Source organism: Modestobacter sp. SYSU DS0875, assembly GCF_054050915.1.
In genome coordinates this window covers 71088-87027 of record NZ_JBJHAH010000001.1, presented here as the reverse complement: position 1 = coordinate 87027, position 15940 = coordinate 71088, and the positions used below count along the sequence as shown (strand labels likewise).

The following is a 15940-nucleotide window of genomic DNA, read 5'->3' as shown; positions in this document are numbered from 1 at the left end:
GGGGGTCCTCTCGTAGCGCGTCGACCTGCGACGGGGAGAGCTCCTCGAGCCTCCCCGCACCGTCCCGGACGTTATTCACTTTCGTGGCGGACGTCAACGGCCGTGCCCAGTGAGCGCGAGGGGCCCGACGAGGTCAGAGCGAGGCGGCCCGGAGCTCCTCGGACACCTCGTCGACGGCGTCCGCAACGACCGGTGCGGCGATCTCCGCCGCCGACAACCGCTCCACCAGGCCGTCGGCGATGATCCGCGCCCCGGCCTCGTACCGGGTGCGCAGCCGCAGCGCCACGTGCTCGGCGCGCACGGCCGGCCAGTCGGCCGGCAGGTACTCCACCGGCAAGGCGGGGTCGTGCCGGGCGAGCAGCGACCACTCCCCGAGCAGGCGCAGCTGGCGGGCGAGGTCGTCGGGGGCGTCGGGCAGCGGGTCGGGCCGGTCCCAGCGCTCGAGGAAGTCCGCGTAGCCGCGGGCGATCGCCGCGACGTCCCAGGCGTCCTCGATCAGCTCCTCCACCTCGGTGGGGGCGGCGACCTGGGCGCGGAAGACCTTCAGGTGGTCGAGCACGTCCAGCTGCCGGAGCACACCGGCGACGTCGACGTCCCCGGCGGCCACCCACAGCCCGTTCTGCAGCATGCCGAACCCGGCCCACTGCAGCCGCGAGCGAAGCAGGTGCCGATCGGCCCGGCGGCTCTCCGGCAGGGAGAAGCCCAACAGCGTCCAGCGCCCGTCCCAGGTGCGGTTCACCGGCGAGCGCCAGGCCCGCTCGCCACCCTCGGCCAGGGTCGCCCGCGCGCTCGGCGTCGGCTGCAGGAAGATCCGCTTGCCCCGGCGGCGGCGCTCCAGCGTGCCTCGCCGGACCATCCGGCTGACCGTGGAGCGGGCGGCGTGCTCACCGACGCCGACCCGGGACAACGCCTCGATGAGGCCACCGGTGGAGACGGCCAGCCCGGGCTCGGCGAGGTGCGTGCCGCAGAAGAGGAGGACGTGGGTCTGCGGGCGGATGGCCGGCCCCTCGGCCTGGTCGCCCGAGGGCGCCGACGTCAGCACCGACTGCTCCCCGCCCCCGGACTCCGCGTCGGTCAGCGCCGCCCGCGTCACGCGGTGACCCCTGGCTCGCGCCGCCCGTCTCCGTCGCTCATCCGCTCTCCCGCCGCTGCGCGTCCTGTGGTGGACGGCAGCTGAGTCTAGGTGGGCCCGATCGCGCAACAGGCCTTCCGGAGCGCGGGAGAACGATCCCCCACCCATCCGGGGGACGGAATGGAACGACGCACCACGGTGACGACCGACACTAGTGTGCCTCCATGCAGGAGAGCCTCGCGACCGTCTTCGAGACCGTGGCCGACGAGCTGCCGACCGCGGTGGCGATCGTCCAGGGCGACACGCGGCGCACCTGGGCCCGGCTCGACGAGCGTGCAGCCCGGTTGGCCACCGCCCTCGCCGAGCGCGGCGTGGGCCCGGGGTCCCGGGTCGGCATCGGGCTGTGGACCGGCCCCGAGTACGTCGAGGCGGTGCTGGCGGCCACCAAGCTCGGCGCCGTCCCGTTCAACGTCAACTACCGGTACCGCGCCGCGGAGCTGCTGCACGTCCTGGACGACGCGGACGCCGTGGGGCTGGTCTTCGATGCCGCGACCGGCCCGGTCGTCGCGGAGGCCGCCGCCCGGCGCCCGCAGCTGCGTGCGCTGCTGCACGTCGCCGGCCCGGCCGACCCGCCCGGCCCGCTGCCGGGGGAGGCGCTGGAGGCGGTGCTGGCGGCGAGCGCACCGCGTCCGCGCGCCCCTCGCCCCGACGGCGAGTGGCTGCTCTACACCGGCGGCACCACCGGACACCCCAAGGGGGTGCTGACCCGGCAGTCCACGGTCTTCCGGGTCAGCTGCGTGCCCAACGGCTTCGCCAAGTTCGGCGTCCCCGCGCCGGCCGGCCTGGCCGAGCTCCGCGAGCGGCTCCGGGAGGCGGCCGCCGAGCCCGACCGACTGGTCACGCTCGCCCCCACCCCGCTGATGCACGGCACGGGCATCTACACGACGCTGGGCACCCTGGCCGCCGGCGGGCGGATGGTCTTCCCCGCCTCCCGGTCCTACGACCCGGCGGAGGTCGCCGCGGCCATCGGGCGCCACCGGGTCACCGACCTCGTCATCGTCGGCGACGTCTTCGCCCGCCCACTGGTCGCCGAACTGGCCGCTGCCGCCGCGGCCGGGCACCCGCACGACCTGGGCAGCCTGCGCCGCGTGGTCTCCGTCGGCGCGGTCTTCAGCGCCGATGCGAAGGCGGCCCTGCTCGAGCACGCCGACGCGGAGATCACCGACGTCATCGTCGCCTCGGAGGGCGGACCGTACGCGATGTCGCTGACCCGGCGCGGGGCCGTCGCCCCCACCTCCCGCTTCGTGCTCGCCCCGGGAGCGCGCCTTCTCGACGTCGACGGCCGGGACGTCGTCCCCGGCTCCGGCCAGGTCGGCGTCCTGGCCGCACCAGCGCCGCGGGAGGTGCACTACGCCGGCCGGCCCTCCGGCGGCGACGGCACCTTCCGGGAGGTCGACGGCGCATGGTGGTCGGCGCCCGGGGACCTGGCGACCCTCGAGGCCGACGGCACGCTGGTGTTCCGCGGCCGGGGCAGCCGGGTGATCAACACCGGCGGGGAGAAGGTGCCGCCCGAGGAGGTCGAGGAGGTGCTGCTGCGCCACCCGGCGGTCGCCGACGCGATCGTCGTCGGCGTGCCCGACGAGCGGTTCGGCCAGCGGATCACCGCCGTCGTCGCCCTGCGGCCGGGCGCCGAGCTCACCGCCGACCAGGTGCGTGACGCCGTCGGGGCGGAGCTGGCCGACCACAAACGGCCACGGCAGGTGGTCTTCGTGCCCGAGGTGCACCGCTCCCCCGCCGGCAAGGCTGACCTGCGCTGGGCGGGCCGGGTGGCGGGTACACCGGACTGACCCACCGCCCACCCGTCGGTGGCGTGTGGTCCATGCCACTCCCCGAGGGGGCGGACAGCATCCCAGGCGCGACAGCCTGCACCGGCGGGACGTTCGAGTCCCTCGACCCGGCCAGCGGCGCGGTGGTGGGAGTCTTCCCGGTGCACGACGACGCCGCCGTCGGCGACGCGGTGGCCCGGGCCGCCGCCGACCACTGGGCCGCCCTCGGGTTCGGTGAGCGCTGGCTGCGGCTGGCCGCCTACCGCGGCCACCTGGCCCGCCGGCTGCACGAACTGGCCGACCCGGTGCACCGGGAGAACGGCAAGCCGCACGCCGATGCCCTGCTGGAGATCGCCCTCGCCGTGGACCACCTGGCCTGGGCGGGGGCGCACGCCGCCGGACCCTGAGCCCGCGCCGGGTCCGGCCGGGCCTGCTGGCGGTCGACCACGCCGCGTACCTGGAGTACCAGCCCCTCGGCGTGGTCGGGGTGATCGGCCCGTGGAGCTACCCGGTGTTCACCCCGATGGGCTCGATCGCCTACGCGCTGGCCGCCGGCAACGCCGTCGTCTTCGAGCCCAGCGAGTTCACCCCCGCCGTCGGCGCCTGGCTCGCCGAAGCCTGGCGGGCCGCCGTCCCTGACGTCCCGGACGCCCTCCAGGTGGTCACCGGCCTCGGCGCCACCGGTGCGGCACTGTGCCGCGCCGGCGTCGGCAGGCTCGCCTTCACCGGGTCGGCCGCCACCGGGCGCGCGGTGACGGCCGCCTGCGCCGAGACGCTGACCCTGGTTCTCATGGAGCTCGGCGGCAAGGACGCGATGATCGTCGACGACGCCGACGTGACCGCCGCCGCGGACGCCGCCGTCTGGGGTGCCATGAGCAACGCCGGGCAGACCTGCATCGGCATCGAGCGGATCTACGCGACCGCCGCTGGGCACGACCGGTTCGTCGCCGAGGTCACCGGGCGGGTCGCCGCGCTGCGCCCCGGTTCGGACGCCGACGCGAGCTACGGCCCGATGACGATGGCGAGCCAGACCGACGTCGTCCGCCGGCACCGAGACGTCCGCCGCGGTGCGGGAGGAGCCCTCCGGCCCGACGCTGACCATCACCGGGGTCGCCGACGCCGAGGAGGCGCTGGCCCGGGCGAACGCCAGCACCATGGGGCTGGGCGGGTCGGTGTTCAGCGGCCCGCGGGCCCGCGGGCCGGACCTGGCCCGCCGGATGCGCAGCGGGATGACCTCGGTCAACTCCGTGCTCACCTCCGCCTCGGTGCCGGCGCTGCCCTTCGGTGGTGTCGGGAGAGCGGCTTCGGCCGGATCCACGGCGAGGACGGGCTCCGGGAGTTCACCCGGGCCGATGCGGTCACCCGCAAGCGGGCCCCGCTCCCGGTGGACGCCATGAGCTTCGGCCGCCCGGCCGGCGCCGCCGATGCGATCGCCCGGGTGCTCCACGTCGTCCACGACCGGCACCGCTGACCCCCGCTCCCGGCCGGACCACTCCCCGGGCGCCCGGGGCCGGTCAGGTCGCCGCGGCGGCGAAGCGGGCGGCGAGCTCGCGCAGGGTCCCCCGCAGCTCCGGCGGGGAGACGACGGTGAACGGCGCCCCGGCCAGGCCCAGCGCCGTCGCCGCCCAGCCGAGGTCATCGACGTCCATCCGCACCCGGCAGGCGGCCGGGCCGTCGTCCTCCGCGATCACCCAGTGGCCGATCCGGCGGCGCACGTCCTCGGCCGGCGCCTGCACCCGCGCCTCGACCCGGTGCGACCAGGCCAGCCCGCCGATCCGCTCGCGCACGAAGGTGGCGGCGTCGACGGCCGGCAGCCGACGCGTGGCGAACCGCGCGCCGGTCCCGCGGGGCGCGGTCACCCGGTCCAGCCGGAACACCCGCCAGTCGGCGCGGTCGAGGTCCCAGGCGGCCAGGTACCAGCGCCGGCCGAGGGAGACCAGCCGGAAGGGCTCGGCGGTCCGGTCGCTGCGCCGCCCGTCGGCGGCCGTGTAGCCGAACGCGATGCGCTCGGCGTCCCGGCACGCGAGCGCCACCGTGGTCAGCACCGCGGGGTCCACGCCGTCGACCGTGCCCGACGCCTCCCAGGCAGCGGCCTCGGTCATCGCCCGGACGGCGTCCACCCGGCGGCGCAGCCGGGCCGGCATGACCTGCACCAGCTTGGCCAGGGCACGCAACGAGGACTCCCCCACCCCGGTCACGGTCGTGTCCGCCGCTGCGGACAGCCCGACGGCGAGGGCCACCGCCTCGTCGTCGTCCAGCACCAGCGGCGGCAGGGCCGCACCGGGGGCGAGCGCGTACCCGCCGTCGGCCCCACGGGAGGCGTCGACCGGGTAGCCGATCTCGCGCAGCCGGTCGACGTCGCGGCGCAGCGTGCGGACCGATACGCCGAGCCGCTCGGCGAGGTCGGCACCGGACCAGTGCCGGCGCGACTGGAGCAGCGACAGCAGGCGCAGGGTCCGGGTGCTGGTGACGGCCACGTCGCGGAGCCTGCCGCACTCAAGTGACAGGAAGTGACCGCTTGGGTCGCGAGCATGGGGCCAGCACCCCGACGACGGAAGGCACCGGCCATGACCTCCACCCCGACCCTCACCGCCGAGCGCGCCGACCTGCTGCAGACGCTGCAGGTCCACCGCGGCTTCCTCCGGTTCACCGTCCGCGACCTCACCGACGAGCAGGCCACCCGCCGACCGACGGTGAGCGAGCTGACCCTGGCCGGCCTGGTGAAGCACGTCGCGCACACCGAGGCCGCGTGGACGGCGTTCGCCGAGCACGGCCCGGACGCCTTCGCCGGCGCGGCGGGGGACGCCGAGGAGTGGGCGGCGCAGTGGCGGCTCGCCCCGGGCGAGACGCTGGCGGACGTGCTGGCCGCCTACGCGGACGTCGCCCGCCGGACCGACGGGCTCGTGGCCACGCTCGACCTGGACACCACCTGGCCGCTGCCGGAGGCGCCCTGGTTCGAGCCCGGCGCGGTCCGCTCGGTGCGGCGCACCTTCCTGCACGTCATCGCCGAGACGGCTCAGCACGCCGGGCACGCGGACGTCCTGCGCGAGTCGATCGACGGCCAGAAGACGATGGGCTGACCGGGAGGACTCTGGGCATGGGGAGGACATGAGCTTCTCCGACGTCCTCATCGGCTCGCCCGCGTCCGCCGGCTGGGCGGCCCTCAAGGCCGCCCTGCTCTTCCTGACCGCCCTCGCCGTGCTGCGGTTCAGCGAGCGCCGCACCGTCGGGCAGATGACGCCCTACGACTTCGTCGTGGCGGTGGCGGTCGGCGCCATCGTCGGCCGCACGGCCACCTCGTCGGAGACGCCGTGGCTGACCGGCGCCCTGGCGCTGCTCACCCTGGCCGTGGTGCACACCGCGGTCAGCCGGATGCGCTTCCTCCCCTGGGTGCACCAGGCGATCGACCCGCAGATCCGGGTGCTGGTCCGCGACGGCGAGGTCGACCAGAAGGTGCTGCGCCAGGCGGGCCTGCTCCGGGCCGACCTGGACAGCGCGCTGCGCCAGCAGGGCATCGCCGACGTCAGCGAGGTGCACCTGGCGGTCTTCGAGTCCAAGGGAGGCATTTCCGTGCTGAGCTCCCCCGCCCGGAACAGCGAGACCTCCACCGAGCCGGCCTGACGCCCCTCGATGTGACCAGTGCCTCCCCGGGCCACACCCGGGGAGGCACCGGGTCTGGCAGAGTGGGGGGCACCGGCGCCGCCCCCGCTCATCCGAGAGCGAGTGGACTCGACGTCGGCGCGAGGCTGCGCCACCGAGGCGCGCCGGCGACCAGACGTCCGGTCCCGTCGATGCGACGCGGCTCCCCGTGGTGCCCCGCACCGGGTGGACGAACGGTGGCCACCTGAGTGTTGAGGAACTCGATGACCTCCAGCCCTGCCCACGACGAGCGCCCGCGCCGTCGCGCCACCCGTCCCGCCGCCGCCCCCACCGGGACGGCCGCCACCCCCGCCTTCCGCAGCGCCCCCACCGCGCCGGCCGCCCCTGCCGCCCCGTCCCGCCCCGAGAGCGAGGGCGGCAACCGCCGCCGTCGCGGTGGCCGCGGCCGCGGCGCCGGTCCCCGCCCGGCCGAGCAGCAGTCGGCCCCGGTCGCCCCGGCGCCCGTCGCCCCCGTCCTCCCGGTCGGGGCCGACGCCACCGTGCTCCCCACCGATGCCTCCTGGGCCGACCTCGGCGTGCCCGCACCGCTGGTCGAGGTGCTCACCGCCAGCGGGCTGACCTCGCCGTTCCCGATCCAGGTCGCCACGCTGCCCGACTCGCTGGCCGGCCGGGACGTGCTCGGCCGCGGCCGCACCGGCTCGGGCAAGACGCTGGCCTTCTCCCTCCCGCTGGTCGCGCGGCTCGCCGCCTCGACCAGCAAGCGCCAGCCCAAGCGGCCGCGCGCGCTGATCCTGGTGCCGACCCGCGAGCTCGCCAACCAGGTCAACGCGACCGTCGAGCCGCTGGCCCGCGCGCTGGGCCTGAAGACCACCGTGGTCTTCGGCGGCGTCGGCCAGAACCCCCAGGTGCAGGCGCTGGCCGGGGGCATCGACGTGCTCATCGCCTGCCCCGGCCGACTGGAGGACCTGATCGGCCAGGGCCACGCCGACCTCGGCGCGGTCGAGGTCACCATCCTCGACGAGGCAGACCACATGGCCGACCTGGGCTTCCTGCCCGGCGTCAAGCGCCTGCTGGACCGGACGCCGAAGGTCGGCCAGCGGCTGCTGTTCTCCGCCACCCTGGACAACGGCGTCGACGTGCTGGTCAAGCGCTACCTGACCAACCCGACCACGCACTCGGTCGACCCGGCGGTCGCCCCCGTCTCGACCATGACCCACCACGTCTTCCGGGTCGACGCCGCGGACAAGCCGCAGATCGTGAAGGAGCTCGCCTCCGGCGAGGGCCGCAGCGTGCTGTTCACCCGCACCAAGCACCAGGCGAAGAAGCTGGCCAAGCAGCTCACCGCCGCCGGCGTGCCCGCCGTCGACCTGCAGGGCAACCTCAGCCAGAACGCCCGCGAGCGGAACCTCGAGGCGTTCAGCAGCGGGGAGATCCGGGTGCTGTGCGCCACGGACATCGCCGCCCGCGGCATCCACGTCGACGACGTCTCGATCGTCGTCCACGTCGACCCGCCGGCCGAGCACAAGGCCTACCTGCACCGCTCGGGCCGCACCGCCCGCGCCGGTGCCGGCGGCACGGTGGTCACCATCGCCACCCCGGACCAGGCCGGTGAGGTCCGCACCCTGGCCCGCCAGGCCGGCATCACCCCGGAGGTCACGGCGATCAAGCCGGGCGCCCGGGAGATCACGGCGCTGACCGGGCCGGCCGCGCCCTACGTGGAGCCGGCCCCGGCTCCCGAGCCGCAGCCGCAGGGCAGCGGCGGCGGCGCCAACGGCGGCCGTCGCCGTCGCAGCGGTGGCGGCGGGGCCTCCGGTGCGTCGTCGTCCGCCTCGGCCGGCCGCGGGCAGGGCCGGTCGGCCGGTCCGGCGCGCACGCGGGCCGAGCTCGCCGCCCGCGCCGGCCAGGCGCCGTCGGGCGCCGGCCGCGGCCGCGGCCGTTCGGGCCGCTGACCCCGAGCTGAGCAACCCGGGCCGGTGGTGGTCGTCCCCGCGGACGACCACCACCGGCCCGTGCTCGTCCGCCCCCCACCCCGGTCGCGGTGCGGCTCGCGGACGGCGACGATGATGTTGAGCACTGCAGCATCCCCGTCGCCAGTGAGGTCCTCATGCGCCTGCCCATCACCCCCGCCGAGATCGCACCCCGCATCGCGACCGGGGCGTTCATCCTCAACTCCGGCCTGGGCAAGCGCAGCGTCGACGGCGGCACCGCCGCCGGGCTGCACGGCTTCGCCGCCGGCGCCTACCCGTTCCTCAAGAACGTCCAGCCGGCCACGTTCGCCAAGGCGCTGTCCACCACCGAGGTCGTCCTCGGGGCCGCGCTGCTCACCCCGTTCGTCCCGACCGCCGTCGCGGGTGCCGCGCTGACCGGCTTCTCCGGTGGCCTGGTCGGGCTGTACCTGCGCACCCCCGGCATGACCAAGCCCGGCCGCAGCGTCGCCCCCACGCAGGACGGGCTGACGATCGCCAAGGACGTGTGGATGCTCGGCATCGGCCTCGGCCTGCTGACCCAGGCGTTCACCGGCCGGTCCGAGCGGGCAGCCGCCCGGCGCACCGCCCGCCGCGCCACCGGCAAGGCCGCCCACAAGGGCAGCCGGAAGGCCGGCCGGAAGGGCGCGCGGCTGGCGGCGGCGGAGACCCGGGCCCTGGCGCGGGCCGCCGCGACCGCCGGTGCCGTGAGCGCCCGGGCGCGCGACGCCGTCGCTGCCTAGCTGTACCTGGCCCCTAGCGGGAGACCTCCCGGACGAGGTCAGCCAGCACCGCGGCGACCTCGTCCGGGTGGGTGTGCGGGGTCATGTGCGCCGCCCCCGGCAGCTCCACCAGCCGGCCGCGCGGTGCGGCCCCGGCCAGCAGCTCTGCCCAGTCGTGCGGGCACAGCGCGTCGGCGTCCCCCCGCAGGACGACGGCGGGCACCGGCACCCGGCGCAGCCGCTGGTCGAGCCGCTCCCCCGACGTCGCCCGCCACAACGCGGTCATCCGGACCGGCCCGGTGGTCAGCCACTGGAGGAGCAGCAGCGGCACCTGCCACCAGGGCTCGTGGACGGCGGTGCGCACCCACCGGGCGGCGAGCACCCGCAGCCGCTGCGTCCGCGGGTCGGGGGTCGGGCCCAGCAGCAGGACGGCGGCCACCCGCGGGTCCTGCTCGGCCAGCGCGACGACGACGGTGCAGCTCTGCGAGTGGCCGACGAGGACGACGCGGCCCGCCGGCAGCTGCTCGGCGAGCTGCGCGGCGAGCACGGGTGCAGGCGGTACCGTTTCCCGCCGGCCCAGGCCGGGCAGGTGCACGACGGCCCCGCCGATGCGGCCGCGCACCCGCGCCGAGGACCGACGGTCCAGTCCCAGCCCCGGGACCCACACCACACCGGTCCGCGGAACACCCGGGACACCCCCGCTGCTCATCCTGGTGAGCCCTCGGATGCCCCGGCAGGGGTACCCCGGCGTGGGGTGCCGACCGGCAGCAGCAGCGCAGTGGGAGGATGAGTCATCATGACGACATCAGGAGGCAGTGTGACCACCGCAACCCCGTCCACCGGACAACGACCCCGCGTCGTCATCGTCGGGTCCGGGTTCGGCGGTCTCTTCGCCGCCCAGCGCCTGAAGAAGGCGCCCGTCGACGTCACGCTGATCGGGAAGACCACGCACCACCTCTTCCAGCCGCTGCTCTACCAGGTCGCCACCGGCATCCTCTCCGAGGGCGAGATCGCCCCGCCCACCCGGGAGATCCTGAAGAAGCAGGACAACGCCCGCGTGGTGCTCGGTGAGGTCACCGACATCGACCTGACCGCGAAGACGGTCACCTCCACGGTGCTCGGCCGCACCACGGTGCACCCGTACGACGAGCTCATCGTCGCCGCCGGCGCCGGCCAGTCCTACTTCGGCAACGACCAGTTCGCCGAGTTCGCCCCCGGCATGAAGAGCATCGACGACGCCCTCGAGCTGCGCGGCCGCATCTTCGGCGCCTTCGAGCTGGCCGAGCTGGCCACCGACCCGGCCGAGATCGACCGGCTGCTCACCTTCGTCGTCGTCGGCGCCGGCCCGACCGGCGTCGAGATGGCCGGCCAGATCGCCGAGCTCGCCCGCCGCACCCTGCGGCACGACTTCCGCCGGATCGACCCCACCAGCGCGCGGGTCATCCTGCTCGACGCCGCACCCAAGGTGCTGCCCCCCTTCGTCGACAAGCTCGGCCAGAAGGCGCACAAGCAGCTCAACGAGATCGGCGTCGAGGTCCAGCTGGGCGCGATGGTCACCAACGTCGACGCCGACGGCATCGTGGTCAAGGACGGCGACGGGCACGAGCGCCGGATCAACGCAGCGACCAAGATCTGGGCCGCCGGCGTGCAGGCCAGCCCCCTGGGCAAGATCCTCGGCGAGCAGTCCGGCGCCGAGGTCGACCGGGCCGGCCGGATCTCGGTGCAGCCGGACCTGACCCTGCCCGGCCACCCCGAGGTGCACGTGGTCGGCGACATGATCTCGCTCAACCGCCTGCCCGGGGTGGCGCAGGTCGCCATCCAGGGTGGCCGGTTCGCCGCCGACGCCGTCGCCGCCCGGATCGCCGGCCGGCCGACGAAGCCGGAGTTCCACTACTTCGACAAGGGCAGCATGGCGACCATCTCGCGGTTCCACGCGGTCGCCGACACCTGGAAGTTCAAGTTCGGTGGCTTCCCCGCCTGGGTGCTGTGGCTGGTCGTCCACCTGATGTACCAGGTCGGTTTCAAGAACCGGTTCAGCACGGTCGTGCACTGGCTGGTCAGCTTCCTCGGCCGCGGCCGCTCCCAGCGGGTCGGCACCCAGCAGCAGGTCTACGGCCGGCTGGCCCTGGAGCACCTCGGTCCGGAGTTCGAGGTCTCCAAGACCGGCGGCAAGCGCCACCTCGGCGACCCGGTCGACGTCAGCGGGCGCGACTCCGCCTGACGTCCCGCGCCTGAGCACCACCGCCTGACCCACGACGGCCCGGTCCCCGCTGCTGCGGGGGCCGGGCCGTCGCGGTGCGGGCTCAGAACGGGTAGGCCGGCAGGTCGCCGCGCAGGGTCACCCACTGGGTCTCGGTGAACGCCTCGATGTTGGCCTGCGGCCCCCCGTGCCGGGAGCCGGTGCCCGAGGCGCCCACCCCACCGAAGGGGGCCACCGCCTCGTCGTTCACGGTCTGGTCGTTGATGTGCACCAGCCCGGAGGGGATCCGCTCGGCCAGCTGCAGGCCGGCGTAGACGTCGCGGGTCAGGATGCCCAGGCTCAGCCCGTACTCCGTGCCCGCCGCCAGCGCCGCCACCTCGTCCAGCGAGGAGAACGACGTCACCGGCGCGACCGGACCGAAGATCTCCTCCTGGTACGCCGGGGAGTCGACCGGCACGCCCCCGAGCACGGTCGGGCGGTAGAACAGGCCCTCGTAGGTGCCGCCGGTGCGCACCGTGGCGCCGCCGTCGACGCTGGCGGTGACCAGGCCGTGCACCCGGTCGCGCTGGGTCGCGTCGATCAGCGGGCCGAGCGCGACCTGCTCGCGGAAGGTGTCGCCCACCGGGAGGTCCTTCACCTTGTCGGCGAGCACCTGGGTGTACTCCTCGGCGACCGACTCGTGCACCAGGTGCCGGCTGGTCGCCATGCAGATCTGCCCGGAGTGGGAGAACGTTCCCCAGGCACCGACCGAGGCGGCCGCGGTCACGTCGACGTCGGGCAGCACGATGAGCGCGGAGTTGCCACCGAGCTCCAGGTGCGCGCGCTTGAGGTGCTGACCGGCCAGCGCCCCCACTGCCCGCCCGGCCTTGGTCGAGCCGGTGAACGCGATGACCCGCACGGTCGGGTCGGTGACCAGCGCCTGACCGACGTCGGCCCCGCCGGGCAGCACCTGGAACACCCCCGCGGGCAGGCCGGCCTCCTCGAACACCCGAGCGAAGACGGCGCCGCCGCAGATGGCGGTGCGCGGGTCGGGCTTGAGGACCACCGCGTTGCCCAGGGCCAGCGCGGGCGCGATGGCACGGATGGCGAGGATCGTCGGCACGTTGAACGGCGCGATCACCCCGACCACGCCGGCCGGCACGCGGCGGGCGAAGGACAGCCGGGGCGACCCGGTGCGCAGCAGCTCACCGTAGGGGTGGCTGGGCAGGGCGGATGCCTCGTAGCACTCCTGGGCGGTGGTGTGCACCTGGAAGTCGCCGAAGGGCTGGATGGCGCCGGACTCCCGGGCCAGCCACTCCTTGATCTCGGCGGCGTGCTCGGTGAGCAGGTCGCCGGCCCGGCGCAGCACGGCGGCCCGCTGCTCGAACGGCAGCGCCGCCCACTCGCGCTGGGCCTGCACCGCGCGGGCACCGGCCTTCTCCACGTCGGCCGGCGTGGCCTGGCCGACCTCACCGAGCTCCGCGCCGGTGGCCGGCTCCACCGCGGTGTAGGTGCCCCCGCTGCCGTCGGTCCACGTCCCGGTCCAGATCTTGCCGCGCCACGCGCCGTCCTCGAGCAGTGCCATGGGAGTCCTCGTCTCGTCGATGAGCGGTCGGAACGGTTCTGCCACCCGGCACCAGCGCCGTCCACCCCGGCCTTCCGTCGTGCGGAAGAGTGGGTGGGGCGTCGGGCCGGTGACCGTCCACACCGTAGGACGACTCCCGTCTCCGGGTGACGCGGCGAGCGTCCCCCTTGCCGTGGCCGCCCCGCTGGTCGACAGTCCCCCGTCATGGACGGGGGAACGGTGCTGCGCGGGCGACCCGTCCGGGTGGTCCTGCTGGCCGCGCTGTTCCTGGTGGGCGGGGGGTTCTGCCTGGCCGCGGCGGCTCGGCCGCTGTCCCCGGCCGCCCCGGGGACGCTGAACGCGGTGCTGGGCGTGGCCGGCCTGCTGATCGGGTCGCTGCTGTGGGTCGCCGCCGCCCGGATCGGCGACGTCGTGGTGCACGCCGCCCTCGTCGTGCTCGCCGCGGCCACCGGGCTGCTGGCCTGGCGGTCGGCGACCGCCGTCGGGATCGTCGGCCTGGGGCCGATGGTCATCGCGCTGGGGTCCTACGCGGCGCACTTCACCTCGCTGCGCGCGGCCCGCGCCCACGTGCTCACCGCGCTGGCGCTGGTGACCGTGGGTGCGGTGGCCGCGGCTCCGGACGGGTTCGCCGTGCCGTGGCTGATCGCGGTGGTCACCGCGGTGGCGCTCACCGAGTCGCAGGCCCAGCTCAGCGGCCGGCTGCGGACGATCGCCTCCACCGACCCGCTCACCGGCCTGGCCAACCGCCGCGCCTGGCAGGCCGAGGCCGCCCGCACGCTGGCACGGGCGCACCGCACCGGGTCGCCGCTGACGCTCGCGGTGCTCGATCTGGACGGCTTCAAGGAGATCAACGACCGGGACGGTCACGACGCCGGGGACGCGTTGCTGCGCCGGCTCGCGCACGCCTGGTCCGGCCGGCTGCGGACGTCGGACCTGCTGGGGCGGTACGGCGGCGACGAGTTCGTGCTGTGCCTGCCCGACACCGACCCGGCCGGCGCGACGGAGATCCTCCAGCGCCTGCGGGCCTGCGCGGTGGCGGACTGGTCGGCGGGGACGGCGACCCGGGAGGACGACGACTCGCTCACCACACTGCTGAACCGGGCCGATGCCGCCCTCTACCTGGAGAAGCGGGCCCGCCGCACGCCCGAGCCCGACGTCCGCTGACCCCGCGCCGCGTCAGCCCTCGCCGTCCTCCCCGCGCAGCTGGGTCACCCGGTCGCGCGCCCGTTCCGCGATGGCTGCGGCGGTGGCCGACCGGCGGGCCGCCGCGTCCCGGCGGCGCACCCGGTCGGGCACGGTGCGGCCCGCGGCGGCGGTCTCCTGCTCGGCGCGGTGCAGAGCAGCGGTGAGCTCCTCGACCCGCGCCTGCAGCTGCTCGTGCCGCTCGGTGGCCTCGGTCAGCTCCCGCTCGGCGTCGTCCGCGGCCGCGGCGGCGTCCCGGGCGACGGCCGCAGCCTCCTCGGCGTCGCGCTCGGCCTGGACCAGCTCCCGGCGCCGGCGCTCGGCCGCCTCCCGGCGGGCCCGCTCCCGCGCGTCCCGGTCGTCGTCGGCGGGGGCCGGCGTCCGTGGGCTGCGCGTCGGCCGGGCCGGGGCCGGCCGCGCCGGTGCGGCGACCGCGGCGGAGAGGTCGACCGGGCCCAGGCCGGTGTAGGACAGCGCCGCGGTGAGCCGGCCGCCCCGCACCGCGGCGCCGGCGTCCGGGTCGGCGATCGCCGCGCGCAGGGTCGCCTCGACCTGCTCGGCGACGGCGGTGCTGACGTCGTGGCCCTCCCGGTGCGCGAGAGCCCGCGCCTGCCGGGCCAGCGCGGCCACCACCTGGTTCCGCTGGCGGCCGAGCTCGCGCAGCCGGTCGCCGGCGAGGCTCTCCTGCGCCGAGCGCAGCAGCTCGCCCAGCTCGGCCAGCTGGCCGACCTCGTCGGGCGCGCGGCGGGCGAGCAGGTTGCAGACCCAGGCGGCGGTGGTCGGCTTGGGCAGCGCGGCGACGTCCTTGGCCAGCTGCCTGTCACCGGAGGCGCGGGCCCGGTCGCGGGCGGCGGTGCGGGCAGCCACGAACTCCTCCGGCGGCACGCCGTAGAGCTCGTCGGCGACGTCGGCGAGCTCCACGGGCGCGATCCTGCCGGGTCAGGGGCGGCGCCAGTCGTCGGAGGTCAGGTGCGAGCCGGCCATCGGGCCCATCTGCATCATCCCGCCGTCGACCGCCCACGAGGCACCGGTGACGTAGGCCGCCGCCGGTGAGGCGAGGAAGGCGACGGTGGCCGCGACCTCCCGGGCGTCACCGGGCCGCGGGACGGGGATGCCGCCGCGGTGCTTGCCCGGCGCGGTCGGGTCCTCGTCCTCCTGGCCGGTCATCGGGGTGGCGATCTCACCCGGGGCGACGGCGTTGACGGTGATCCCGTGCTCGCCGAGCTCGAGCGCCGCGACCTTGGTGAGCAGGCCCAGCCCGCCCTTGGCCGCGCAGTAGGCGGCGGCGCCGACCCGCGGGAGGTGCTCGTGCACGCTGGTGATGTTGATGATCCGGCCGCCGCGGCCGGCGTCGACCATCCGCCGGGCCGCCCGCTGCAGGCAGAGGAACGCGCCGTCCAGGTCGGTGGTGAGCACGGTGCGCCAGGTGTCGTAGTCGGTGTCCAGGATCGTCGACATGTGGCCGGTGCCGGCGTCGTTGACCAGCACGTCGAGCCCGCCGAGGGCGTCGGCCAGCTCGTCGACGACGCCCGCGGCACCGGGCAGCCGGGTCAGGTCCAGGTGCCGCACCTCGGCCCGCCGGCCGGTGCGGCGCACCTGCTCGGCGGTCTCCTCCCCCGCCGCCTCGTCCCGGTACCAGGTGATCCCGACGTCGTGACCGGACTCGGCGAGGGCGACGGCGACCGCCCGGCCGATGCCCGACTCCGACCCGGTGACGACGGCGACGTGCTGCTGACTGGTCGACTGCTGACTCTCGGTCATGCCCGCCCGCTACCCGCCGACCACCCGCAGGAAAGCACAGCTGACCGGG

Annotated in this window: 15 protein-coding genes; 9 read left to right on the top strand and 6 right to left on the bottom strand. The window is 75.9% G+C overall.

Features of this window, described 5'->3' with window-relative positions:
* Positions 1 to 133: 133 nt before the first annotated feature.
* Complete coding sequence (locus tag ACI79Y_RS00395) at positions 134 to 1093, bottom strand: PaaX family transcriptional regulator (RefSeq protein WP_457156587.1); 960 nt, start codon at positions 1091 to 1093, stop codon at positions 134 to 136.
* 203 nt (positions 1094 to 1296) lie between these two features.
* Here ACI79Y_RS00395 and ACI79Y_RS00390 point away from each other — a divergent pair, with 203 nt between their 5' ends.
* The 3 genes from ACI79Y_RS00390 (at position 1297) to ACI79Y_RS00380 (ending at position 4369) form a co-directional block, all read left to right on the top strand.
* Complete coding sequence (locus ACI79Y_RS00390) at positions 1297 to 2919, top strand: AMP-binding protein (protein WP_457156586.1); 1623 nt, start codon at positions 1297 to 1299, stop codon at positions 2917 to 2919.
* A 32-nt stretch (positions 2920 to 2951) separates the two neighbouring features.
* Positions 2952 to 3305, top strand: coding sequence for an aldehyde dehydrogenase family protein (locus ACI79Y_RS00385; RefSeq protein ID WP_457156585.1), 354 nt, complete (start codon positions 2952 to 2954; stop codon positions 3303 to 3305).
* A gap of 71 nt (positions 3306 to 3376) precedes the next feature.
* Complete coding sequence (locus ACI79Y_RS00380) at positions 3377 to 4369, top strand: aldehyde dehydrogenase family protein (RefSeq protein ID WP_457156584.1); 993 nt, start codon at positions 3377 to 3379, stop codon at positions 4367 to 4369.
* 43 nt (positions 4370 to 4412) lie between these two features.
* On the opposite strand, the gene ACI79Y_RS00375 is transcribed toward ACI79Y_RS00380, so the two are convergent.
* Positions 4413 to 5375 carry a helix-turn-helix transcriptional regulator gene (locus ACI79Y_RS00375; protein WP_457156583.1) on the bottom strand — a complete coding sequence of 321 codons (963 nt, stop codon included), beginning with the start codon at positions 5373 to 5375 and terminating at the stop codon, positions 4413 to 4415.
* Between the two features lie 90 nt (positions 5376 to 5465).
* On the opposite strand from ACI79Y_RS00375, the gene ACI79Y_RS00370 reads away from it, so the two are divergent.
* From ACI79Y_RS00370 to ACI79Y_RS00355, 4 genes are all read left to right on the top strand, one after another.
* Positions 5466 to 5978, top strand: coding sequence for a DinB family protein (locus ACI79Y_RS00370; RefSeq protein WP_457156582.1), 513 nt, complete (start codon positions 5466 to 5468; stop codon positions 5976 to 5978).
* Positions 5979 to 6006: 28 nt separating this feature from the next.
* Positions 6007 to 6519 carry a YetF domain-containing protein gene (locus ACI79Y_RS00365; RefSeq protein ID WP_457156581.1) on the top strand — a complete coding sequence of 171 codons (513 nt, stop codon included), beginning with the start codon at positions 6007 to 6009 and terminating at the stop codon, positions 6517 to 6519.
* Between the two features lie 242 nt (positions 6520 to 6761).
* Positions 6762 to 8447 (top strand): DEAD/DEAH box helicase, encoded by a 1686-nt coding sequence (locus ACI79Y_RS00360; RefSeq protein ID WP_457156580.1) that lies wholly within the window; start codon positions 6762 to 6764, stop codon positions 8445 to 8447.
* A gap of 155 nt (positions 8448 to 8602) precedes the next feature.
* Entirely contained in the window at positions 8603 to 9205 is a 603-nt protein-coding gene (locus ACI79Y_RS00355) for a hypothetical protein (protein ID WP_457156579.1), read from the top strand.
* Between the two features lie 13 nt (positions 9206 to 9218).
* Here ACI79Y_RS00355 and ACI79Y_RS00350 read toward each other — a convergent pair whose 3' ends face one another.
* Positions 9219 to 9893, bottom strand: a complete 675-nt coding sequence (locus ACI79Y_RS00350; RefSeq protein WP_457156578.1) for an alpha/beta fold hydrolase — start codon at positions 9891 to 9893, stop codon at positions 9219 to 9221.
* A 108-nt stretch (positions 9894 to 10001) separates the two neighbouring features.
* Here ACI79Y_RS00350 and ACI79Y_RS00345 point away from each other — a divergent pair, with 108 nt between their 5' ends.
* Entirely contained in the window at positions 10002 to 11405 is a 1404-nt protein-coding gene (locus ACI79Y_RS00345; protein WP_457156577.1) for an NAD(P)/FAD-dependent oxidoreductase, read from the top strand.
* Positions 11406 to 11487: 82 nt separating this feature from the next.
* Here the strand turns inward: ACI79Y_RS00345 and ACI79Y_RS00340 are convergent, their stop codons facing one another.
* Positions 11488 to 12948, bottom strand: coding sequence for a benzaldehyde dehydrogenase (locus ACI79Y_RS00340; RefSeq protein WP_457156576.1), 1461 nt, complete (start codon positions 12946 to 12948; stop codon positions 11488 to 11490).
* A 204-nt stretch (positions 12949 to 13152) separates the two neighbouring features.
* Here ACI79Y_RS00340 and ACI79Y_RS00335 point away from each other — a divergent pair, with 204 nt between their 5' ends.
* Positions 13153 to 14112 carry a diguanylate cyclase gene (locus ACI79Y_RS00335; protein ID WP_457156575.1) on the top strand — a complete coding sequence of 320 codons (960 nt, stop codon included), beginning with the start codon at positions 13153 to 13155 and terminating at the stop codon, positions 14110 to 14112.
* A 12-nt stretch (positions 14113 to 14124) separates the two neighbouring features.
* On the opposite strand, the gene ACI79Y_RS00330 is transcribed toward ACI79Y_RS00335, so the two are convergent.
* The gene (locus ACI79Y_RS00330; RefSeq protein ID WP_457156574.1) at positions 14125 to 15051 is read right to left on the bottom strand and encodes a hypothetical protein; all 927 of its coding nucleotides are present in this window, start codon (positions 15049 to 15051) and stop codon (positions 14125 to 14127) included.
* Positions 15052 to 15069: 18 nt separating this feature from the next.
* The gene (locus tag ACI79Y_RS00325) at positions 15070 to 15891 is read right to left on the bottom strand and encodes an SDR family oxidoreductase (RefSeq protein WP_457156573.1); all 822 of its coding nucleotides are present in this window, start codon (positions 15889 to 15891) and stop codon (positions 15070 to 15072) included.
* Positions 15892 to 15940 lie beyond the last annotated feature (49 nt).

Coding starts and splice junctions, on each gene's coding strand:
- ACI79Y_RS00390 (WP_457156586.1), top strand. CDS start 1,297: ATGCAGGAGAGCCTCGCGACCGTCTTCGAGACCGTGGCCGACGAGCTG.
- ACI79Y_RS00355 (WP_457156579.1), top strand. CDS start 8,603: ATGCGCCTGCCCATCACCCCCGCCGAGATCGCACCCCGCATCGCGACC.
- ACI79Y_RS00370 (WP_457156582.1), top strand. CDS start 5,466: ATGACCTCCACCCCGACCCTCACCGCCGAGCGCGCCGACCTGCTGCAG.
- ACI79Y_RS00325 (WP_457156573.1), bottom strand. CDS start 15,891: ATGACCGAGAGTCAGCAGTCGACCAGTCAGCAGCACGTCGCCGTCGTC.
- ACI79Y_RS00340 (WP_457156576.1), bottom strand. CDS start 12,948: ATGGCACTGCTCGAGGACGGCGCGTGGCGCGGCAAGATCTGGACCGGG.
- ACI79Y_RS00385 (WP_457156585.1), top strand. CDS start 2,952: ATGCCACTCCCCGAGGGGGCGGACAGCATCCCAGGCGCGACAGCCTGC.
- ACI79Y_RS00360 (WP_457156580.1), top strand. CDS start 6,762: ATGACCTCCAGCCCTGCCCACGACGAGCGCCCGCGCCGTCGCGCCACC.
- ACI79Y_RS00350 (WP_457156578.1), bottom strand. CDS start 9,893: ATGAGCAGCGGGGGTGTCCCGGGTGTTCCGCGGACCGGTGTGGTGTGG.
- ACI79Y_RS00335 (WP_457156575.1), top strand. CDS start 13,153: ATGGACGGGGGAACGGTGCTGCGCGGGCGACCCGTCCGGGTGGTCCTG.
- ACI79Y_RS00365 (WP_457156581.1), top strand. CDS start 6,007: ATGAGCTTCTCCGACGTCCTCATCGGCTCGCCCGCGTCCGCCGGCTGG.